A 20728-nucleotide genomic window follows, 5' to 3' on the forward strand; every position below is an offset into this window, starting at 1 on the left:
CGAACGTAGCTGCCAGCGCGGATCCCGTCGGTCGGTTCGGGACCGATCACCCGGTCCGGATGTAATTCACTCGGTTAATCACAAAAAGACTATTTGCGCCGTCGTCGTACACGTCAATCCGGCGCGCCCCGGAGCGTGTGTCCCAACCGCGACCCGACGCGCGCCGGCCCCGGCCCTCTGCGGCCGGGTTCTCTGCGACGAGCACGGCGATCATGGACTCCGATCCGATCCCCACCGACGATCCGCACGCGGCGGCCATAGAGCAACTCGAACAGTTCGGGCTGAGCGCCTACGCCGCCCGGACGCTCGTGGCGCTTGCGGGCCTCGGCACCGCCACCGCCAAGGACGTAAGCCGGGCCTCCGAGGTGCCGCGAACCCGCGTGTACGACGCGGTGGACGAGCTCCGCGGGCGCGGGCTCGTCGACGTCCAGCAGTCCTCGCCGAAGCGGTTCTGTGCGATCTCGGCCGACACCACGGCCCGGACGTTCGAACGGGAGATGTCCCGCCGGACGTCGGCGCTGCGGACCGCGCTGAACGAACTCGAACCGGTCCGGCGGGACGAAGAACAGCGCGGCGTCTGGACCGTCGACGGGCGGGGTGCGATCACCGACCGCGTGCTGGGCTTTCTCGAGGCGGCCGACGACGAGATCGTCTACATGACCGTCGAGGGCCTGCTCACCGAGGCCATCGTCGACGCGCTCCGCGCCGCCGCCGAACGGGGCGTGACGATCAGCCTCGGCGGCGTCTCCGCGGACGTCCGGGATCGGATCCAACGGGAGGTCCCGGGCGCGACCCTCTTCGATTCGCTTTGGGTCTGGTCGGACACGCCCGCCGGTCGGCTCATGATGGCCGACGGGACGCGGACGCTCGTGAGCGTCCTGACGGACGGCGCGACCGCCGAGTCCGCCGACCCGCGGGCCGAAACGGCGATCTGGGGCGCGGGCGAGACAAACAGCCTCGTCGTCGTACTGCGGGCGATCTTCGCGTGGCGAGCGCGACGCGACGGGGACGGATCAGGGGCGTAGACGCGGCCCGCGAGTTCACCGCGGCGAGACGCGACCTCCGAGCTTCGGGCGCGGACGCGCAGTCGCCCTGCCGTCCCGCGAAGCCGAAGGGCGTTTCAACCGCCGCCACCGAAGCCACCACATGACAGAGACGATCCGGCTCGCGACTCGGGGGTCGCAACTGGCTCTGCGGCAGGCCCGACACGTGGCCGAGATCCTCGAGACCCGCCGCCGGAGCACCGAACTCGTCGAGGTCGAGACGACGGGCGACGCCGTCCGCGACGAGTTGATCCACCGACTCGGGAAGACCGGGGCCTTCGTCAGGAGCCTCGACGAGAAGGTGCTCGACGGCGACGTCGACGCCGCCGTCCACTCGATGAAGGACATGCCGACCGACTTCCCCGACGGACTCGTCGTCGCCGGCGTCCCCGAGCGGGCCACCTCGATCGACGTTCTCGTCACGCCCGAGGGGGCCGCGCTCGGTGACCTCCCGGAGGGCGCGACCGTCGGGACCTCGAGTCTCCGCCGGAAGGCACAGCTGCTCGCCTCGCGCCCCGATCTCGCGGTCGAACCGCTCCGCGGGAACGTCGACACCCGGGTCCAGAAGCTCCTCGCGCCCGCGCTGCGGGCCGAACGCGAACGCCGGATCGAGGCCGCCACGGAGGACGACGAGGACGGAGACGAGGACGAGGAGGACGCCGACGCGACCTACGACCGCACGCCCGAGGAGTGGCTCGAGGACCTCTCCGAGCTCGAACGGGGCGCGCTCGAGCGGGAGCCGGGGACGGAGTTCGACGCCATCGCGCTCGCGGAGGCAGGGCTCGTCCGGATCGGGCTGGCCGACACCGTCCCCTACCGGGAGCTCCCGCGGCCGTTTCTCTCCGCGCCGGGACAGGGGGCGCTCGCGGTGACGGCGCGCGACGGCGGCCTCGCGGAGTCGCTGTCCGACGCCCTCGATCACCCCCGCTCCCGGGTCGAAACCACCGTCGAGCGGACGATCCTGGGCGCCCTCGGCGGCGGCTGTGTCGCTCCGATCGGCATCTACGCGGTCGTACAGGGCGAACACGTCCAGACGCGGGTTCGGGTCCTCTCGCAGGACGGGACCGAGGAGATCGAGGCGACTCGGGATCTCCCGATCGAGACCCACCCCGAGGCGGCCCGCGAGTTCGCCGCGGACCTCGACGCGCGCGGCGCCGGCGAGCTCATACGGCGCGCCCGGAGGGAAGCGTGAGCGGTACCGTCTATCTCGTCGGGAGCGGCCCCGGCGACCCGGAACTGCTGACGGTCAAGGCCCAACGGCTGCTCGAGGAGGCCGACGTGGTCCTCCACGACAAACTCCCCGGCCCGGAGCTGCTCGGCTCGATCCCGGCGGACAAACGCGAGGACGTCGGCAAGCGCGCCGGCGGCGAGTGGACGCCACAGGAGTACACGAACCGGCGGCTGGTCGAGCTCGCCGAAGCCGGACACACCGTCGTCAGGCTCAAAGGCGGCGATCCGTTCGTCTTCGGGCGGGGCGGCGAGGAGGCCGAACACCTCGCCGAACACGGGATCGACTTCGAGTACGTGCCCGGCGTGACGAGCGCGATCGCGGGCCCCGGCGTCGCCGGGATCCCGGTCACGCACCGCGATCACACCTCCTCGGTCTCCTTTGTCACCGGCCACGAGGACCCGACGAAAGACGAGTCGGCGATCGACTGGGCGGCGCTGGCCGACACCGGCGGCACCATCGTCGTCCTGATGGGCGTCGGGAAGCTCCCGATGTACACCGCGGAGCTGCTGTCGGCCGGCATGGACCCCGAAACCCCGGTCGCGCTGGTGGAGCGGGCGACGTGGCCCGACCAGCGGATCGGGCTCGGGACGCTCGAGACGATCGTCGAGGTCCGCGACGACGCGGGGATCGAACCGCCCGCGATCACGGTGATCGGCGGCGTTGCGGCGACGCGGTCCCGCGTTCGTGCGTTCCTGAAAAACGGCCCCGATCCGGGGGACGACGCGGAATAAACCACATGTCACTACATCAAACCGACCCGAACGGGGGGACGGCGTGACCCCGACGGTCGCCTTTTTTCGTCCGGACGACGAGCGGGCGGCCGAGGCCGAGCGCGCGCTCGGAGGCCTCGGCGTCGAACCGCTGTCGGACCCGATGTTGGCCATCGAGCCGACGGGCGCCAGCGCCCGATCCGACGCCGAGTTCACCGTGCTGACGAGCAAGACCGGCGCGGAACTCGTCTCGGAGACGGCGTTCTCGCCGGCGGGCGAGCTCGTCGCGATCGGCGCCTCGACCGCCGAGGCGATCGAGGCCGCCGGGTACGACGTCGATCGCGTCCCCGCGGAGTTCTCCTCGGCGGGCCTTCTGGCCGAACTGTCCGACGAGGCGGCGGGCGCACGCGTCGAGATCGCCCGCTCGGATCACGGCTCCGACGTGCTCCTCGAGGGGCTGAACGACGCCGGCGCGTACGTCCACGAAACGGTCCTCTACCGGCTCGTGCGGCCCGACGACGCGGGGCGATCGACCGTCGTCGCCGCCGAGGGCGGCCTCGACGGCGCGTGTTTCACCTCCTCGCTGACCGTCGAGCACTTCCTCGAGGCGGCGGCTGATCGGGGGGTCCGCTCGGAGGCGATCGCCGGGCTGAACGACGCCGTCGTCGGCGCGATCGGCCCTCCGACCGAACGCGCCGCCCTCGAGCGCGGGATCGACGTGGACGTCGTCCCCGACACGGCGGGCTTCGAGGCGCTCGCGAGGGCGGTCGTCGAGCGCCTCTGAAGCGCGGTCTTTCCGCCGCCGCGACCGTTCGGCCGCCGCGACCGAAACGAGAGCTTTTGACCGCGGAGACGAAAGGCGGCGCATGGACGCGCCGCTTTGGACGGACAAGCACGCGCCGGGGCTCTCGGAACTCCCGCAGACGGAGGTCAGAGATCACGTCGCGCGCGCGGTCGAGGAGCCGATGAACCTCGTCGTCTTCGGCTCCCGCGGCGTCGGAAAAACGGCTGCGGTCGGCGCGCTCGCGGCCGAGACCCACGCCGACCCGGACAACGACTTCGTGACGATCAACGTCGCCGACTTCTTCGGCCGAACGAAAAAGGAGATCAGAAACGACGAGCGCTTCGGGGGCTTTCTGGAGGGCCGTTCGAAACTCTCGAAGCGCGACATGATCAGCCACGTCCTGACCGAGCAGGCCGCCTACCAGCCGGTCTCGGGGGATTTCAGGACGATCCTGCTCGACAACGCCGAGTCGATCCGCGAGGACTTCCAGCAGGCGCTGCGACGGGTGATGGAGCGACACTACGAGACGACGCAGTTCGTCATCGCGACGCGGCAGCCCTCGAAGCTCATCGCCCCCATCGAATCGCGGTGTTTCCCCGTCCCGGTGCGGGCCCCGACCCACGAGGAGACGGTCGCCGTCCTCGAGCGGATCGTCGAACGCGAGGGCGTCGCCTACGACGCCGAGGGCCTCGAGTACGTCGCGGGGTACGGCGACGGGAACCTGCGGCGGGCGATCCTCGGCGCACAGACCGCCGCCGAGGAGGAGGACGCGGTGACGATGCAGGCCGCCTACGACGCCCTCGGCGACATCGGGATCCGCGACGACGCCGAGTCGATCCTCGCCGACGCCGACGAGGGGAACTTCGAGGACGCGAGAGGCGGGCTCGACGACCTCCTCTACGACGAGGGCTACGACGGCGGGGAGGTCCTCGAGGAGCTGCTCGCGGCCGCCCGGAGCCGGTACGCCGGCGACGAACTCGCCCGCGTCCACGCCGTCGCCGGCGACGTCGACTTCGAGATGGCGAGCGGGACCACGGATCGGGTCCACCTCGGCCGCCTCCTCGCGGAGCTCGGCCGATGACGAACCTCGGCCGGATCGCGCCCTCGGAACCGGTCTTCGGCGTCTGCCGCCCCGGCCACCTCGGGGCCGACCTCGGGGAGTGGAGCGACGCCCTCGAGGCCGCGGGGATCGGGACCGTCGTCTGTCTGCTCTCGGAGTCCGAGGCGGCGCGGTACGACCTCCCCGGGGCGTACGCCGAGCGGTTCTCGACGGCGCACGCCCCGATCCGCGACCGACACCTCCCCGCCCCCGAAACGCTCGCGGCGGCGCTTTCGGCGATCCGGCGGGCCGAGGCGGCTGGCGAGCGGTGTGCGCTGCACTGCAACGCCGGCCTCGGCCGGACGGGGATCGTCTCGGCGGCGTGGCTCTGCCGGGAGCGCGGCTACGATCCCCGCGATGCGGTCTCGACGGTCGAAGCCGCACACAGGACGCCGAGGGAGGCCGTCCGGTGGGGCAACGCGACGACCGAGGAGTTACTCGCGCTCATCGGCTGACCGACGCGCCGCGCTCACGCGAGGACGTGGACGTGTCTGACCAGCGAGGCGTGTACCGGCCGCTCGAAGCGGTCGGTGACGCGCCACCCGGCCGACTCCGCCGCCGCCGCCCACGACCGGTCGCCGACGAGGACCGCCCGCGTCCCGACGCGGCGCGCCTCTGTGAGGGCCCCGCCGACGAGCCCCTCGAGGGACCCGGCCTCGACCTTCGATTGGCGACCGTAGGGCGCGTCGAACACGACGCCGTCGAAGCCGCCGTCGGCGAACGGCAGGCTCGTCGCGTCCCCACACACGACGGACCCACGCTCGAGGTACCGCCGGAGGTTCCGTTCGCTCCCGGCGACCATCCGCCGCTGTGCGTCGACGCCGACGACGTCGGCCCCGGCGAGTCCGGCCTCAACGAGGACACCGCCGGTGCCGCACATCGGATCGAGGATCCGCCGTCCCGGGCCGGCGCCGGCGATGTTCGCAAGCGCGCGGGCGTCCATCGGGGCCATGCTCCCCGGCTGGAAGAACGGCTTTTTCGTCGGCTTCCGGGCCGCAAATCCGCGAATCGCCCCGGTTTCGAGCCACCCGAGGGCCGCCAGCCCATCCGAAAAGAGCGCGACGAGCGTGTGCGTCGGGTCCTCGAGATCGACGCCGAACCCCCGATCGACGAGGACGCTCCCGAGTCGTCGCTCGACCGCCTGCGTGTCGACCCCCGAGAGGCCACGCACGTCCCGACACCGGACGGCGACGGTCCCGCTCCTGTCGGTTCCGGTCGTCTCCGCGAGCGCGGCCGCGGCGTCGATCCCCGGGTCGCACGTGCCCACCAGCCGACAGACGCGGCGGGTGTACGCGAGCGTCTCCGCCCGCTCGACGCCGCGGGCGGTCCCGAGTCCCGGCGCGAGGAGTCCGACGCCGGAGCCGCGACTCGCCGCCTCGCGGAGCGCGAAGCCGTCGTCCTCGCCGACGAACTCAAGGAGGTACACGCCTGCTGTTCGCCGCCGGCCGAAAATAAGCGGCGCGATCTGCGGCTCGCGGAGCCGGTGTGCATCCCGACTGCCGGGACCACCCACATTTATAAATCTTAAATACGTGTTTTAAGTCGAGTCATGCAGGACCCAAAAGAGACTATCAATATCGAGAACGTCGTCGCCTCGACGGGTATCGGTCAGGAGCTCGATCTGCAAAGCGTCGCCATGGACCTGGAGGGCGCCGACTACGACCCCGAGCAGTTCCCCGGTCTCGTCTACCGAACGCAGGAGCCGAAGTCGGCCGCGCTCATCTTCCGATCGGGCAAGATCGTCTGCACCGGCGCGAAGTCCACCGACGACGTCCACGAGTCGCTGCGGATCGTCTTCGGTAAGCTCCGGGACCTCGAGATTCAGGTCGACGAGGACCCCGAGATCGTCGTCCAAAACATCGTCACGAGCGCCGATCTGGGCCGGAACCTCAACCTCAACGCGATCGCCATCGGCCTCGGCCTGGAGAACATCGAGTACGAACCCGAACAGTTCCCCGGCCTCGTCTACCGGCTTGACGACCCCGACGTGGTCGCGCTGCTTTTCGGCTCCGGCAAGCTCGTCATCACCGGCGGCAAGGAGCCCGACGACGCGAAGGAGGCCGTCGACAAGATCGTCTCCCGGCTCGAGGAACTCGGCCTTCTCGACGGGTGAGTCCGAGCCCCGAGCGCCCGCCGATACCGTCGCCCCGCTCCCGTCGCTGTCCCCGTTTCCGCCCCCGACCGACGCCCGATCGTCACGGGCGATCGACGCTCGATAATAGGCCCTGTCCGCGACTCGCCGGCTGAAACCGCCGCCAAACCGGGTCCGGCGTTGATACGACCTCGTTCTGACATCGCCGCTATGTCCGACGGAACGTCCGACGACGGGGGGTCTCCGATCCGTCGTCTGTACGCCGCGGTGGGGAATCGGTACGCGTTCAAGATCGGGGGCGTCGTCCTCGTCGCCCGAGAGCGAAAACGAGGCGATGGCGGAGATCGGCCGGGCGCTCAACGGGATGCTCGAGGACATCGAGACGGTCGTCTCGGAGATACAGGCGGTCGCCGAACAGGCCGACTCGACACAGGAGGTCGTCGCCGCGGTCGAAGACGTCGCGGGCGTCAGCGAGCGGACCGCCGAGGAGGCACAGACGGTCTCGGCGGCGGCCGAAGAGCAGACGAGCGCGATCGAGCAGGTCTCCGACAGCGCCGACTCCCTCTCGGGGCGGGCCGACGACCTCCGGTCGCTCGTCGATCGCTTCGAGACCGACGCCCGGGAACGGGCGCGCGAGCGCCACGAGCGGGCCCCGAAACGCCGCGGCCGCCGCCGACTGAACGCATCGGTGCCGGATCTCACCCCGTTCGGTCCGGCGTGGTCCGCACCCGGTGCCGTTGCTGCTCACTTCGTTCGCAGATAACGGGCACGGTGGGATTCTCACTCGATGCCGGACCTCGCTTCGCTCGGTCTGCCGTAGTTCGAATCCCCTGCGTGCTCGTTCAGCACGCCTCACATTGCTCGGCGGCTTCACGGGCACGGTGGGATTCGAACCCACGGCCATCGGATAACTCCCCGCGCCGGCGTCGCCGACGCGGTTAGAAGTCCGACGCTCTGTCCTGACTGAGCTACGTGCCCTCGACAGCGCGTACTCGGGGCCGATTCAAAAACGGCACGGGTTCGGCCGCTCGCCACAACGAAGCGTTGAAAAGACGCCTCGGCGTACCGGCGTCCGAATGCGAGTCATCGGAACCGTCGGACTGGCGGGCAGCGGTAAAGGCGAGTTCGCGGCCGTCGCCGAGACGACCGACGTTCCCGTCGTGACGATGGGCGACGTGATCCGCGCGGAGTGTCGCGATCGGGGGCTCGATCCGGCCGAACACCACGGCGAGGTCGCCGCCTCGCTCCGGGAGGAACGCGGCCCGACGGCCATCGCCGAGGCGTCGCTTCCCCACATCGAGGCGGCGCTCGAACGGAGCGAGACGGTCGTCGTCGACGGCATCCGCTCGGGGACCGAGGTCGACGTCTTCGAGGACCGCTTCGGCGCGGCGTTCGTTCTCGTCGGCATCGAAGCGCCGTTCGAACTCCGCAAGGAACGCCTCGACGAACGGGGGCGCGACGACGTAGAGAGCGGCGAGGCGCTGGCCGCCCGCGACGAGCGCGAACTCGGCTTCGGGCTCAGAGACGCCCTACAGCGCGCCGACGTGACGATCGAAAACACCGGCTCCCTGGATCGGTTCCGGCGGCGCGTCCGCGGGGTGCTCGAGTGATCTACAGCGTCGACGTCCGGATCACCGCCCCGGTCAACGGGACCGAGGTGACAGACCGGGTCGCCGACGCCGTCGAGAACCTCTTTCCCGAGGCGGACGTCTCCTCTGCGTCCGGCGAACTCCGGGGGCGGTCGCGCTCGATGGAGCACTTCTCGGAGCTGCTTCACGAACAGGCGATCCTCGATTCGGCCCGCGGCGCGTTCTTTGCGAACCGCAGCGGCGACACCATCGAGTTCGGGCTGAAAAAGCAGGCGGCGTTCCGCGGCGTGGTCAACTTCGCGGTCGGAAACGGCAGCGCGCTCGGCGACATCCGCGTCCGGGCGACCGTCGAGGAGCCGGACGTCGAGTCGTTCGTCGATCACATCGCGCCGCCGACCGAGGACGGCCGGCCGATCGAGTGAGAATCAGAGTCGGTCTTCGTTTCCGTTCCTACCCTCGTTCCCGCCCTGTTCCCCGGCGTCTCACCCGTCGCAGTAGGCGTTTTCGCCGTCCGTGAGGTTCCGGAGCCGCTGGCGGTGGGTCGGCTCGAACTGCCGTTGGACCCGGGCCGTGGGCGCTTCGGCGCGCTCGTCCGGCGCCGCCCACGGGTCGGCTCCCCCGCGGGCCGCGATCTCCGTCGTCCGGGTGGTCGTGTTCGGTTCGGGCGTCGTCTGTGGGTTCGTGCTCATGTTGTGTTGGGATTCGGCGGTTGTCGGTCGTACGATCAACGGGGCTCACGCTGTGCGTACGCTGAGTGCGAGCGACGACCCACGGCCGCAGGCGGTGTCTCGCATACGTGCCGCTATACTACATAATTGTTCATAAAGGTACCGAAGCGCGGCGCGGGACCTCTCAGTACTCCCGGACGACGATCGTCGCCTCGAGGCGGCCGTAGGGGATCTCGTAGCGCTCCGTCGGCTCGACGTCCAACAGCTCCGGGGCGGTCGTGAGACCGACGAACCGGCCGACGTCGCCCTCGGCGAGCCGATCCGAGACGTCGGCGTACAGCGCCCGGACGTCCTCGGTCGTCCGGATGCCGAACGGGAGGTTCGTCACGACGCAGTCGGCGTCGATCGCGGCCGACCGCGCGTCGGCGTCGACGATGTCGATCGCGCCCGATAGCCCGGCGGCGTCGCGGTTGACACGCCCGCAGCGCCGCCACCGTCGCCTGCGGTCTCTCGCCTCGATGTCGTGCGCCGCCGAGCCCTCCGGAGGCGTCTCGCGGAGCCGCCGGAACCGATCGACATCGTAGCCCGGAAGCGCCCCGAAGGCCGGCTCGAACTCCGGCCGGGGCACCCGGTTTTCGGCCGTCAGCGCGGCCTCGATCGGGATCGTTGCCGACCCGGCCATCGGGTCGATCAGCCGGTCGTCGGCGTCGTACCCGGCGATCCGCAGCATCGCGTACGCGAGCGTCCCCCGGATCGGCGCGTCGTGCTCACAGACCCGGTAGGGGCGCTTGTGCAGCGAGTCGCCGGTCAGATCGATCCCGAGCGTGAAGCGGTCGTCGTGGAGGTACGCCTCCAGCCGAACGGTCGGGTCGTCGAGGTCGACCGGAAGCCGGGTTCCGGTCGCGTCCCGGTAGGCGTCTATCACCGCCTGACCGACCCGCTCGGCGACGTCGACGCTCGTGAACTCGTGGGACCCGTGGCGGGTTCCGACGACGCCGAACGTCGCCTCCGGCAGTTCCGCGGCGACCTCGGCGGTCCGCGTCGAGCGGTACACGTCCGCGAGCGTCCCGACGCGGTCGTCGACCAGGACGGCCATCACCCGATGGAGGCTCCGCGCCCGGTAGTGGAGTTCGTACACGTCCTCGACCTCACCGCGGAACTCGATGACCCCCCTGTGGTGGACCGACGCGTCGCTCCCGAGGAGTTCCTCGACCTCCGCGGCCGCGATCGACTCGAGTCCGCCGTTGGTCGTCGCCAGCAGTCGCACGCCTCCGGTAGTCGGCGGTCGGCAAAAAGCGCCTCGACAGCGTGACCGGCCGAGCCTGTTTCGAAAGATTTATTTAGAACCGCCGACAATTATCTACTGCAACCGAGGTGAACAGCAATGGCACTGCCCACGAGCCCGACGAACTCATGGATGCAGAGCCTCGATTTCCCGAGTCGGCTGTTCGGGACCGAACGCAGCGACTACGAACTGTACGAGGACGGCGACGACTTCGTGTTGAGCGTCGAGTTGCCGGGGTTCGACCCCGACGAGATCTCGGTGACCTGGCAGGACGGCGTCCTCAACGTCGCCGCCGAGCACGACGACGAGGCGCGCGGTAGGCGACAGACGTACCACCGGCGCTTCCGGTTCCCGAAGGACGTCGACGACGACGCGATCTCCGCCGAGTACACGAACGGCATCCTCGAGGTGCGGCTCCCGATCGTCTCGGGGGCGACGGTCACCGGCACCGAGATCGAGATCGAAGCGTAAGGCGGCTGAAACGGCCGTTTAAGCCCGTTTTTCGACGCCCGACCCCGACCGCCGAGCCGCCGGCGCGACGCGGGGTAGGCGACGTTTTATTTCCCGGCGCGCCGGTGGATGCGTATGCACCGACCGACCGTCCGGGGGCGACCCGCGTGAGCGACACCGAGATCGAAGCCCTCAGCGCGCGCGAGATACTCGATAACCGACTGGAGCCGACGCTCCGCGTGACGGTGCGGACCGCGGGCGGCACGACCGGCCGGGCCGACGTTCCCCGCGGCCGTTCGCGGGGCGGCCACGAGGCGACGGACAAACGCGACGGCGGGGACCGCTACCGGGGGTTGGGCGTCCGAGACGCCGTCGAGACGGTCAAAACCCGGATCGCCCCGGAACTGCGGGGCCGCGACGTCACCGACCAGGCCGGGATCGACGCGTCGATGGGGACGCTCGACGGCACCGCCGACCGCTCCGACCTCGGCGGCAACGCGATGACTGGCGTCTCGCTTGCGGTCCTGAAGGCGGGGGCGAACGCGCACGATCTCCCGCTGTACCGGTACCTCGGCGGCCCGGCGGCGACGGCCATCCCGGTTCCGGTGGTCGATCTCATCGAGGGCGGCGAACTCGGTGCGAGCGGGCTCCCGTTCCAGGAGCACCAGATCGTCCCGAGGGGGGCCGAGGACTTCGCGGAGGCCATCCGGCTGTGCGCCGAGGTCTACTACGAACTGGGCGACGTACTCGCCGAGCGCTACGGTCCGGGCGCCCGAAGCGTCGGCGACGAGGGCGGGTACACCCCCTCGGGACTGACCGACCCCCGCGAGGCGCTCGATCGGCTCCTCGAGGCGATCGAGGCCTGCGGCTACGGGGGCGTGTTCGGGCTGTCGATCGACGCCGCCGCCACGCAGTTGTACGATCCGGACGCGGAGCGCTACCGGCTGGCCGACGGGACGTACACCCGCGGCGAACTGATCGAGTACTACGCCGATCTCGCCTCGGCGTACCCGCTGGTCTCGATCGAGGACCCCCTCGTTGAGGACGACTTCGAGGGCTTTGCGGCGCTCTCGGAGCGCCTCGACGCGCAGATCGTGGGCGACGACCTCTTCGCGACGAACGCCGGCCGGATCGAACGCGGGATCGACGCCGGTGCCGGCGACGCGCTGCTGTGTAAGGTCAATCAGGTCGGCACGGTGACCGAGACTATCGCGGCGGTCGAGACGGCCCGCCGCGGCGGGTACGCCCTCCAGGTCTCCGAGCGCTCCGGACAGACGGCCGACACCTGGCTCGCCGACGTCGCCGTCGGACTCGGGGCCGACCAGATCAAGACCGGAACCACGCGCAGCGAGCGGACCGAACAGTACAACCGTCTGCTGGAGATCGCCGACGGCTCCAGCGGCGAGTACGCGGAGTGGCCCCGATGAGCGCCGAACACGGAGCCGACGGGTTCGTCCGGAACCGGGCGCAGTTGCTCGAAGGCGGTGATCGCGCGGGTCGTCGCGTCGTCCTCGACGTCTTGGAGGACGCCCTCGCCGCGTTGGCCCCCGAAACGCTGCTCGGGGATGTCCTCTCGCTTGAGGACGATCGGCTGACCGTCGACGGCGTCGCGTACGACCTCGCCGGATTCGAGGAGCGGTACCTGCTCGCCGTCGGGAAGGGGTCAGCGTCCTTCGCCGCCGCCGCCGAGGAACTCCTCGGCGATCGGCTGACCGGCGGCCTCGTCGTCGACGAGCGCGTCACGGTCGAGATCGACGGCATCGAGACCCGCGAAGCCGACCACCCGATCCCGACGGCGGCGAGCGAACGCGCCGGCGACGCCGCGCTCTCTCTCGCCGACCGGGCCGGCCCGGAGGACCTGGTGATCGCCGTCGTTACGGGCGGCGCGTCGGCGCTGCTTTCGGCCCCGCCCGAGGGCGTGACCGTCGCCGAGCAGGCGGCGATCACCGACGCGCTGTTGCGCGCCGGCGCGCCGATCGAGGACCTCAACGCCGTCCGGAAGCACCTGAGCCGGATCAAGGGCGGTCGGCTGACCGAACGGCTCCGCCCGGCGACGGTCACCGATCTCGTCGTGATCGACGAGGCCGCGGGCGTCCCCTGGGGCCCGACGGTCCCCGACGCGACGACGGCCGCCGACGCGGTTTCGGCGCTGCGGCGCCACGGCTGTTGGGCGGACGCGCCGGAGGCGATCAGAGAGCACCTCCGCCGGGCGGGCGAGGGCACGCCGAGTTCCTTCGCGGACCCGCCGCACACGGTCGTTCTCGCCGACGGGCCGGACGCCTGCCGCGCGGCCGCCGAGAGCGCCCGTTCGCGCGGGATCGACGCGGCGGTGCTCTCGACGTCGATCGAGGGCGAAAGCCGGACCGTCGCCGCGACGCTTTCGAGCGTCGCCGCCGAGATCGCCGAGACCGGCCGCCCGTTCGAACCGCCCTGTGTGTTGGTCTCCGGCGGCGAAACGACCGTCACCGTCGGCTCCGAGTCCGACCCCGGGACGGGCGGGCCGAACCAGGAGTTCGCCTTGGGCTGTGCCGCCCGGATCGCGGGCACCGACAGCACCGTCCTCGCCGTCGACACCGACGGGACCGACGGGCCGACCGACCGAGCCGGCGGGATCGTCGACGGCCACACGTTACGGCGGGCGGCCGACTCGGGGGTCGACGTCGACGCCGCCCTCCGGGCGCACGACGCGACGGGGGCGCTCGCCGACCTCGGCGACGACGTCCTCGCCCGCCCCGGAACGAACGTCAACGACCTCCGGCTGATCTACGTCGCCGAACGGTCCGATCCGGCCGACGGCTGAGCCCGTCGCTTCGGGTCGAACCGTCGCCCGCCGGCCGGCGGTTGGGGTGGCCGCGCCCGCCGGATCACAGCAGCAACAGCCCGGCGATCGCGATCGCGATCCAGACCACCTTCAGCGCCGTGTTCACGATGATCACCTTCGTCCCGAACTCCGCCCCCCAGATCCCGTACTGAAACGGGATCGACCGCTTGAACGTCGAGACGGTAAAGGAGACGATGCCGCCGATGAGCATCGTCACGACGGCCGCCCGGGCGCCGAACGTCCCGTCCTCGACGAGCGGGGCGATCGTCAACGCGCCGCTCGTGGTGTCGAAGGCGTACACGACGATGACGGGCACGGCCGCGCTCGGCAGCCCGGTCAGCGCCGCGAGGGGATCGGCCGCCCCGCCCGTCAGCGACTCGAGGTCGTAGTACGTCGTCCCGACGACGACGAGCGTGTACACGACGGCGAGCCGCGGGAGGATCTCCCGGGTCTTCTCGAGGCCGCCGCGGCCGGACTCGATCAGCTTCTCCCGGACCGCCCTGTCGTCGCCGCCGTCGGCTCTCGTTTCGCCTTCGACGTCGGCCCCCGCACCCGGCGTCACGTTCCGCTCCGAGAGCAACAGCGCGCCGGCGACGACGCCGGTTGCGGTGATCGCAAGCGAGATCCCGGCCCGCGTCCCGACGTACAACAGCCCGACCCGGAGCCCGAGTATCGGGATCAACACCGGCGCGTAGAAGGTGAAGATGTGCTGGACGAACCCGAAGAACGTGTTGATCGTCACGGCGACGAGCGTCGCCCGATCATCGAGCAGCCCCGAATCGCGGTACTCGGCGAGCATCCCGTACCCCGCGGTCGTGGAGGCGGCCGTCGTCAGGATCGCACCGCCGACCTCGCTCGGCAGGTTCGCCGGCTCGGTCAGCGGCTTCGACAGCGCCGCGACGTACCGTATCGCCCCGAAGGCGACGAGGACGTTCGCGAACGCGACGCCGGCGGCGATCGCGACCGCGATCGTCAGCACTCGCGGGAGCACCTCCCCGACGAGCAGCGAGCCGATCGCGGGGTCCATTCGGCCCGACCTTGGGACCGTCGGACCGAAACCGTTGTGCTTCGCGGGCGGTCACCCCCGGCGACGGAAACCGCAGTTGGTATGTTTTCGCACGCACTCGGTACAGCCACGATGACACGAGTGAGCGTTATCGGCTGCGGGAACATGGGCGGTGCCTTCCTGAAGGGTCTTGCCCGGGACGGATCGTACCACCTGACCGCGATCGACCTCGATCCCGAGGCGCTCGCGGCGATCGAGGAGCACGCCTCGGAGACGACAGACGACGTCGCGGCGGCCCGGGACGCCGACGTCGTCGTCCTCGCCGTGAAGCCGGACATCGCCGAGGCGGTGCTCGAAGGTCTCGATCTCACCGCCCACCAGACGCTCGTGACGCTCGCAGCCGGCGTCTCGCGGGGGTTCGTCGCCGCGCGCACCGACGCGTCGGTCGTCCGGATCATGCCCAACCTCGCCGCCGAGACGGGGAACATGGCCGCGGCCGCGACCGCCGAGGGGCTCACCGACGAGGTGCGGGGGATCCTCGACGCCCTCGGGGAGTTCGTCGAGATCGACGAGGGGCTGATGGACGTCTCGACGGCGCTCAACGGGAGCGGCCCGGCGTTCGGCTTTTATCTCATCGACGCGATGAAACGGGCCGGCGTCGAGGGCGGCCTTGACCCCGATCAGGCCGAGACGCTCGCCGCCCAGACGTTCAAGGGCGCTGCCGAGACGGTCCTCCGGGACGAACGGAGCGTCGACGAGCTCATCGACGCCGTCTGTTCGCCGAACGGGACGACGATCGAGGGGATGGAGGTTCTGTGGGACAGCGACGCCGACGAGGCGGTGATCGACGCCGTCGCCGCGGCCGAACGGCGCTCCGGGGAGATCGCCGAGGCCTTCGAGAATGAGTGAGACGGCGCGCGTCGAAGCGGTCGACCCCGAGATCACCGATCGGGCCCGGGCGCTCGCCGCCGAGGCCGATCGCGTCCTCGTCAAGGTCGGCACGAACTCGCTGACCGACGCGGACTCCCGGCTCGACCGGGTGAAGCTCGACAAGCTGGTCGCCGACATCATGGACCTCCGCGACCGCGACAAGGAGGTCGTGTTGGTCTCCTCGGGGGCCGTCGGCGCGGGGATGGGCCGGCTCGACCAGGAGACCGGCGCTCTCGCCGAGAGCCAGGCGCTCTCGACGGTCGGCCAGAGCCACCTGATGCGGCACTACACGCAGAGCTTCGACCGGTACGACCAGACCGTCGCGCAGATCCTCCTGAGCGGCAACGACTTGGACGCCCCCGAGCGGCTCAACAACTTCCGGAACACGATCGAGACGCTGCTCGAGTGGGGCGTCGTTCCGATCATCAACGAGAACGACGCCGTTGCGACCGACGAGCTCCGGATCGGCGACAACGACATGCTCTCGGCGTCGGTCGCGCTGGGGATCGGCGTCGACCTGTTGGTGACGCTGACGGACGTCGACGGCGTCTACACCGGCAACCCCAAGCGGGATCCCAACGCCGAGCGCATCGAGGCCGTCGGCGCAAACTACGACGCCGTCCGGGGGCTCGTCGACGACAGCACGACCGCGAGCTTCGGCGGCATCCGGACGAAAGTCGAGGGCGCACACGACGTCAGCGAACACGGCGTGCCGGCCGTCATCGCCGGCTCGGCCGAGCCAGACGTGCTCGAGCGGATCGCCGCGGGCGAACCGACCGGAACCCTGTTCGTACCCACATCGGAGGACGCCAATGAGTGAACACGACACCGACACTGACGCCGACGCAGACACCGATAGACTGGTCGCCGAGGCACAGCGCGCCGCGTTGCGGCTCGCCAACGTCGACGAGGCGACGCGGAACGCGGCGCTCGAATCGATCGCCGACGCGCTCCGCGAGCGCGAGGCGGAGATCCTCTCGGCCAACGCCGCCGACGTCGAGGAGGCCGAGGCGATGCTCGAGCGCGGCGAGTACACCCAAGCGCTCGTCGACCGGCTGAAACTGGATTCGGGGAAGATCGACGACATCGCCGGGATGGTCGAGTCCGTCGCCGCACAGGACGACCCCCTCGGGGAGACCCTCGAGGCGCGCGAACTCGACGCGGACCTCGAACTCTACCGCGTCTCCGTTCCGATCGGCGTCGTCGCGACGGTCTTCGAGTCCCGGCCCGACGCCTTGGTCCAGATCGCCGCCCTCGCGCTGAAGTCCGGCAACGCCGTGATCCTCAAGGGTGGCAGCGAGGCCCGCGAGTCCAACCGGGCTCTCTACGAGATCATCCGGGAGGCGACGGCGGACCTCCCGGACGGGTGGGCCGGGCTGATCGAGGCCCACGAGGAGGTCGATCGCCTCCTGGAGTTGGACGACGCGGTCGATCTCGTGATGCCCCGCGGCTCCTCGGAGTTCGTCTCGTACATCCAGAACAACACCCAGATCCCCGTGTTGGGCCACACCGAGGGCGTCTGTCACGTCTACGTCGACGACGAGGCCGACCTCTCGATGGCCGAGGACATCGCCGTCGACGCGAAAGTCCAGTACCCGGCCGTGTGTAACGCCGTCGAGACGCTGTTGGTGCACGAAGCCGTCGCCGCCGACCTCCTGCCGCGGCTCGTCGATCGGTACGCCGAGGCGGGCGTCGAACTGCGCGGCGACGCCGCGACCCGCGAGATCGTCGACGTCGGCGCGGCCACCGACGCCGACTGGGAGACGGAGTACGGCGACCTCGAGTTGTCGATCAGACTGGTCGGCGACGTCTTCGAGGCGGTCGAACACGTCAACGCCCACGGCTCGAAACACACCGAGTCGATCGTCACGGAGAGCGCCGAGGCGGCCGAGACGTTCATGACGGGGATCGACGCGGCGAGCGTCTTTCACAACGCGTCGACGCGCTTTGCGGACGGCTACCGCTACGGGCTCGGCGCCGAGGTCGGCATCTCGACCGGCAAGACGCACGCCCGCGGCCCCGTCGGTCTCGAGGGCCTGACGACGTACAAGTACTACCTCGAGGGCGACGGACACCTCGTTGCGAGCTACTCGGGGCCGGACGCGCTCCCGTTTACCCACCGCGATCTCGACGCCGGGTGGACACCTGGGGAGCGATCGACCCGTTGAAAAAAGCCCGACTCGCCGTCACCCGACGCGGTCGGCGAACCCGAACCGCGGTTTGATGTCGGTGACCTCGATCTCGACGCTGTCGCCGGGCTCGGTCCCGGAGACGAAAAGCGTGTAGCCCTCGACCTTCGCGACCCCGTCGCCCTCGCCGCCGGTGTCCTCGATTTCGACCTCGAGGCGGTCGCCGGGCCGCACCGGCGCGGTCAGCCGCCCCTTCGCGACCATGTACAGCTCCGAGGAGGCGTCCCGCGAGGCGTCCGGGTGGATCGTCCGGACGTACTCGAACTCCTCGCCGATGTCCGCCCGGAGGCCGTCCGTGTCGGGCCCCTCGAAGATCTTGGCGACGAAATCGCCGCCCGGCGCGAGCAACTCCAGCGCCGTCTCGAAGGCGATCCGGGCGAGATGCGCCGACCGCGCGTGATCGAGCGAGTACTCGCCGGTCATGTTCGGGGCCATATCGGAGACGACCGCCTCGGCCTCCCCGACCAGGTCGACGACCTCCTCGCGCGTTTCGGTCTCAGTCATGTCGCCGCGGACGGTCTCGACGCCGTCGATCGGATCGATCCGCTGTCGGTCGACGCCGACGACGGTCCCGCCCTCACCCGCGAGCTCCGTTGCGACCTGTAGCCACCCGCCGGGGGCGGCGCCGAGGTCGACGACGGTGTCGCCCTCGCCGATCAACTCCGCCTCGGCGTCGAGCTGTTCGAGCTTGTACGCGGCCCGGCTCCGGTAGCCCTCCTGTTTGGCCCGATTATAATACTCGTCGCGGTTCGTCATGCGTCTCTCACCGAACCCCTCGAGGCGTCCCGCGGGGGAAACGCCGGCGAATTCGCGTTCATACACGGACGGACGCCGTCGGCCCGGAAAACCGCGTCGGACGAGCGCGCCCGGACCGTTCGGGGTGACGATGCGGCCCGCGGCCCGCGCGGTACCCCTACAAAAAGGCCCCGGCAGCAGAGACCCGCCGCGGCGCGGCCGGCTCCGGGACAACGGTTCTCAAAGCGCCGCTTTCGGTCGGTTTTATCGGACCCGATCGCGGCGACGACCGCGGCCGCTCGTCGCGCGTTACAGTTACATTTATATAGAACCGCGGACAATCATCCGGACGACTATGAGCCAACAGCAACAGATGGGTGGCCAGCCGATGATCGTCCTCGGCGAGGACTCCCAGCGCATGAAAGACCGCGACGCGCAGTCGCACAACATCTCGGCGGCGAAGGCCGTCGCCGAGTCGGTACGCTCGACGCTCGGGCCCAAGGGGATGGACAAGATGCTCGTCTCCTCGACGGGCAGCATCACCGTCACGAACGACGGCGTCACGATCCTCCAGGAGATGGACATCGACAACCCGACGGCGTCGATGATCGTCGAGGTCGCCGAGACCCAGGAGGACGAGGCGGGCGACGGCACGACGACGGCCGTCTCCGTCGCCGGCGAACTGCTGGCGAACGCGGAGGACCTCATCGAACAGGACATCCACGCCACGGCGATAATCAAGGGCTTCCAACTCGCAAGCGAGCGCGCCCGCGAGGAGATCGACAACGTCGCCCACGACGTCGACCCCGAGGACACCGAACTCCTCAAACAGGTCGCGGAGACGTCGATGACCGGCAAGGGCGCCGAACTCGAAAAGGAGGCCCTCGCCGAACTCGTCGTCAGCGCCGTCCAGGCGGTGACCGTCGAGGCCGACGACGGCGAGACGGTCGTCGACCTCGAGTACGTCAACACGGAGACCCAGACGGGCCGCTCGGCCGGCGAGTCCGAACTCCTCAACGGCGCCGTCGTCGACAAGAGCCTCGCGCACGCCGACATGCCGACGAGCGCCGACGACGCCGACGTCCTGCTTCTCGACACCGCGATCGAGATCGACGACACCGACGCCGACGCGAGCCTCCAACTCGACAGCCCCGACCAGCTCCAGGACTTTCTGGACAAAGAAGAAGAGCAGCTCCGCCAGAAGGTCGACGCCATCGCCGAGGCCGGCGCGGACGTCGTCTTCTGTCAGAAGGGCATCGACGACCTCGCCGAGCACTTCCTCGCGAAGGAGGGCATCGTCGCCGCCTCCCGCGTTAAAAAGAGCGACCTCTCGTTCCTGCGCGAGGTCACCGAGGGCGACATCGTCTCCGACATCGACGCGCTCGGAGCCGAGTCCCTCGGCTCGGCGGACGTCGAGTACGACGAAAGCGAGGAGCTGTTCTACGTCGAGGGCACCGGCGAGGACAGCCACGGCGTGACGCTTCTGCTCCGCGGGTCGACGGACCACGTCGTCGACGAACTCGAGCGGGGCATCGGTGACGCCCTCGAGGTCGTCGCACAGACCGTCTCCGACGGCCGCGTGCTGGCCGGCGGCGGCGCGGTCGAGGTCGAAGTCGCCCGACGCGTCCGCGATTACGCCGACAGCGTCTCCGGGCGCGAACAGCTGGCTGTCGAGGCCTTCGCCGACGCCCTCGAACTCGTTCCGCGCGTCCTCGCGGGCAACGCCGGCCTCGACTCGATCGACACCCTCGTCGATCTCCGCTCGGCGCACGACGACGGCGACGAGACGGCCGGGCTCAACGTCTTCACCGGCGAGGTGGTCGACACCTTCGAAGCCGGCGTCGTCGAGCCCGCACACGCCAAGCGACAGGGCATCTCCTCGGCCACCGAGGCCGCGAACCTCGTGCTCAAGATCGACGACATCATCGCGGCCGGCGACCTCTCGACGGAGGGCGAGGAGCCCGAAGGCGGCGCCGGCGGTCCCGGCGGTATGGGCGGCGGCATGGGCGGTATGGGCGGCGGCATGGGCGGCATGATGTAGGCCCGACTCCGGAGCGACCCGTCCGCGCACTGCCCGCGTACCGTCCGCGACCCGA

At 70.3% G+C, this 20728-nt stretch carries 22 protein-coding genes and 1 tRNA gene; 17 read left to right on the forward strand and 6 right to left on the reverse strand.

The features are described 5' to 3' along the window. Positions 1-212 precede the first annotated feature (212 nt). From Q0916_RS02925 to Q0916_RS02950, 6 genes are all read left to right on the forward strand, one after another. The gene (locus Q0916_RS02925; protein ID WP_299234143.1) at positions 213-1025 is read left to right on the forward strand and encodes a TrmB family transcriptional regulator; all 813 of its coding nucleotides are present in this window, start codon (positions 213-215) and stop codon (positions 1023-1025) included. 121 nt (positions 1026-1146) lie between these two features. Beyond that, positions 1147-2235 carry a hydroxymethylbilane synthase gene (hemC, locus tag Q0916_RS02930; protein WP_299234146.1) on the forward strand — a complete coding sequence of 363 codons (1089 nt, stop codon included), beginning with the start codon at positions 1147-1149 and terminating at the stop codon, positions 2233-2235. Beyond that, positions 2232-3005: a uroporphyrinogen-III C-methyltransferase gene (gene cobA / locus Q0916_RS02935; protein WP_299234149.1), complete on the forward strand. Its 774-nt coding sequence runs from the start codon at positions 2232-2234 to the stop codon at positions 3003-3005. The genes hemC and cobA overlap by 4 nt, the downstream gene beginning before the upstream one ends. Before the next feature lie 43 nt (positions 3006-3048). Then, the gene (locus Q0916_RS02940; protein WP_299234152.1) at positions 3049-3768 is read left to right on the forward strand and encodes a uroporphyrinogen-III synthase; all 720 of its coding nucleotides are present in this window, start codon (positions 3049-3051) and stop codon (positions 3766-3768) included. A gap of 82 nt (positions 3769-3850) precedes the next feature. Continuing rightward, the gene (locus Q0916_RS02945) at positions 3851-4849 is read left to right on the forward strand and encodes an AAA family ATPase (protein WP_299234154.1); all 999 of its coding nucleotides are present in this window, start codon (positions 3851-3853) and stop codon (positions 4847-4849) included. Further along, positions 4846-5322 carry a protein-tyrosine phosphatase family protein gene (locus Q0916_RS02950; RefSeq protein WP_299234156.1) on the forward strand — a complete coding sequence of 159 codons (477 nt, stop codon included), beginning with the start codon at positions 4846-4848 and terminating at the stop codon, positions 5320-5322. Before Q0916_RS02945 ends, Q0916_RS02950 begins: the two co-directional genes overlap by 4 nt. A 14-nt stretch (positions 5323-5336) precedes the next feature. Here Q0916_RS02950 and Q0916_RS02955 read toward each other — a convergent pair whose 3' ends face one another. After that, positions 5337-6293: a methyltransferase domain-containing protein gene (locus Q0916_RS02955; protein WP_299234159.1), complete on the reverse strand. Its 957-nt coding sequence runs from the start codon at positions 6291-6293 to the stop codon at positions 5337-5339. A gap of 123 nt (positions 6294-6416) precedes the next feature. On the opposite strand from Q0916_RS02955, the gene Q0916_RS02960 reads away from it, so the two are divergent. Together Q0916_RS02960 and Q0916_RS02965 are read left to right on the forward strand one after the other, a co-directional pair. Next, positions 6417-6980 (forward strand): TATA-box-binding protein, encoded by a 564-nt coding sequence (locus tag Q0916_RS02960; protein WP_299234162.1) that lies wholly within the window; start codon positions 6417-6419, stop codon positions 6978-6980. 313 nt (positions 6981-7293) lie between these two features. Further along, positions 7294-7722 carry a hypothetical protein gene (locus tag Q0916_RS02965; RefSeq protein WP_299234164.1) on the forward strand — a complete coding sequence of 143 codons (429 nt, stop codon included), beginning with the start codon at positions 7294-7296 and terminating at the stop codon, positions 7720-7722. Positions 7723-7832: 110 nt separating this feature from the next. On the opposite strand, the gene Q0916_RS02970 is transcribed toward Q0916_RS02965, so the two are convergent. After that, a tRNA-Arg gene (locus tag Q0916_RS02970) sits at positions 7833-7937 on the reverse strand. 98 nt (positions 7938-8035) lie between these two features. Between Q0916_RS02970 and Q0916_RS02975 the strand changes: the two genes are divergently transcribed. Together Q0916_RS02975 and Q0916_RS02980 are read left to right on the forward strand one after the other, a co-directional pair. Next, a complete protein-coding gene (locus tag Q0916_RS02975) occupies positions 8036-8569 on the forward strand; it encodes an AAA family ATPase (RefSeq protein WP_299234166.1) in 534 nt (177 codons plus the stop codon). Then, positions 8566-8970 carry an RNA-binding domain-containing protein gene (locus tag Q0916_RS02980; protein WP_299234169.1) on the forward strand — a complete coding sequence of 135 codons (405 nt, stop codon included), beginning with the start codon at positions 8566-8568 and terminating at the stop codon, positions 8968-8970. Before Q0916_RS02975 ends, Q0916_RS02980 begins: the two co-directional genes overlap by 4 nt. A gap of 60 nt (positions 8971-9030) precedes the next feature. Here the strand turns inward: Q0916_RS02980 and Q0916_RS02985 are convergent, their stop codons facing one another. Beyond that, positions 9031-9237 (reverse strand): hypothetical protein, encoded by a 207-nt coding sequence (locus Q0916_RS02985; RefSeq protein WP_299234172.1) that lies wholly within the window; start codon positions 9235-9237, stop codon positions 9031-9033. Positions 9238-9400: 163 nt separating this feature from the next. After that, positions 9401-10483 (reverse strand): THUMP domain-containing class I SAM-dependent RNA methyltransferase, encoded by a 1083-nt coding sequence (locus Q0916_RS02990; protein ID WP_299234175.1) that lies wholly within the window; start codon positions 10481-10483, stop codon positions 9401-9403. Positions 10484-10600: 117 nt separating this feature from the next. Here Q0916_RS02990 and Q0916_RS02995 point away from each other — a divergent pair, with 117 nt between their 5' ends. The 3 genes from Q0916_RS02995 (at position 10601) to Q0916_RS03005 (ending at position 13751) form a co-directional block, all read left to right on the forward strand. Continuing rightward, positions 10601-10972, forward strand: a complete 372-nt coding sequence (locus Q0916_RS02995) for an Hsp20/alpha crystallin family protein (protein ID WP_299234178.1) — start codon at positions 10601-10603, stop codon at positions 10970-10972. Positions 10973-11118: 146 nt separating this feature from the next. Beyond that, complete coding sequence (eno, locus tag Q0916_RS03000; RefSeq protein WP_299234181.1) at positions 11119-12378, forward strand: phosphopyruvate hydratase; 1260 nt, start codon at positions 11119-11121, stop codon at positions 12376-12378. Beyond that, on the forward strand, positions 12375-13751 hold the full coding sequence (locus tag Q0916_RS03005) for a glycerate kinase type-2 family protein (protein ID WP_299234184.1): 1377 nt from the start codon (positions 12375-12377) through the stop codon (positions 13749-13751). The genes eno and Q0916_RS03005 overlap by 4 nt, the downstream gene beginning before the upstream one ends. Before the next feature lie 64 nt (positions 13752-13815). On the opposite strand, the gene Q0916_RS03010 is transcribed toward Q0916_RS03005, so the two are convergent. Then, positions 13816-14799 carry a nucleoside recognition protein gene (locus Q0916_RS03010; protein WP_299234187.1) on the reverse strand — a complete coding sequence of 328 codons (984 nt, stop codon included), beginning with the start codon at positions 14797-14799 and terminating at the stop codon, positions 13816-13818. A 111-nt stretch (positions 14800-14910) separates the two neighbouring features. On the opposite strand from Q0916_RS03010, the gene proC reads away from it, so the two are divergent. Genes proC through Q0916_RS03025 form a run of 3 tightly spaced genes read left to right on the forward strand, consistent with a single transcriptional unit; the run spans position 14911 to position 17876 of the window. After that, positions 14911-15687 carry a pyrroline-5-carboxylate reductase gene (proC, locus tag Q0916_RS03015; RefSeq protein ID WP_299234190.1) on the forward strand — a complete coding sequence of 259 codons (777 nt, stop codon included), beginning with the start codon at positions 14911-14913 and terminating at the stop codon, positions 15685-15687. Continuing rightward, positions 15680-16528: a glutamate 5-kinase gene (gene proB, locus Q0916_RS03020; RefSeq protein WP_299234192.1), complete on the forward strand. Its 849-nt coding sequence runs from the start codon at positions 15680-15682 to the stop codon at positions 16526-16528. The genes proC and proB overlap by 8 nt, the downstream gene beginning before the upstream one ends. Continuing rightward, complete coding sequence (locus Q0916_RS03025) at positions 16521-17876, forward strand: glutamate-5-semialdehyde dehydrogenase (RefSeq protein WP_299234194.1); 1356 nt, start codon at positions 16521-16523, stop codon at positions 17874-17876. Before proB ends, Q0916_RS03025 begins: the two co-directional genes overlap by 8 nt. A gap of 18 nt (positions 17877-17894) precedes the next feature. Here the strand turns inward: Q0916_RS03025 and Q0916_RS03030 are convergent, their stop codons facing one another. Continuing rightward, entirely contained in the window at positions 17895-18653 is a 759-nt protein-coding gene (locus Q0916_RS03030; protein ID WP_299234197.1) for an RlmE family RNA methyltransferase, read from the reverse strand. 334 nt (positions 18654-18987) lie between these two features. On the opposite strand from Q0916_RS03030, the gene thsB reads away from it, so the two are divergent. Continuing rightward, on the forward strand, positions 18988-20673 hold the full coding sequence (gene thsB, locus Q0916_RS03035; RefSeq protein ID WP_349254500.1) for a thermosome subunit beta: 1686 nt from the start codon (positions 18988-18990) through the stop codon (positions 20671-20673). Positions 20674-20728: the final 55 nt, after the last annotated feature.

It is taken from the genome of Natronomonas sp., from assembly GCF_028274965.1.
GTDB lineage: Archaea > Halobacteriota > Halobacteria > Halobacteriales > Haloarculaceae > Natronomonas.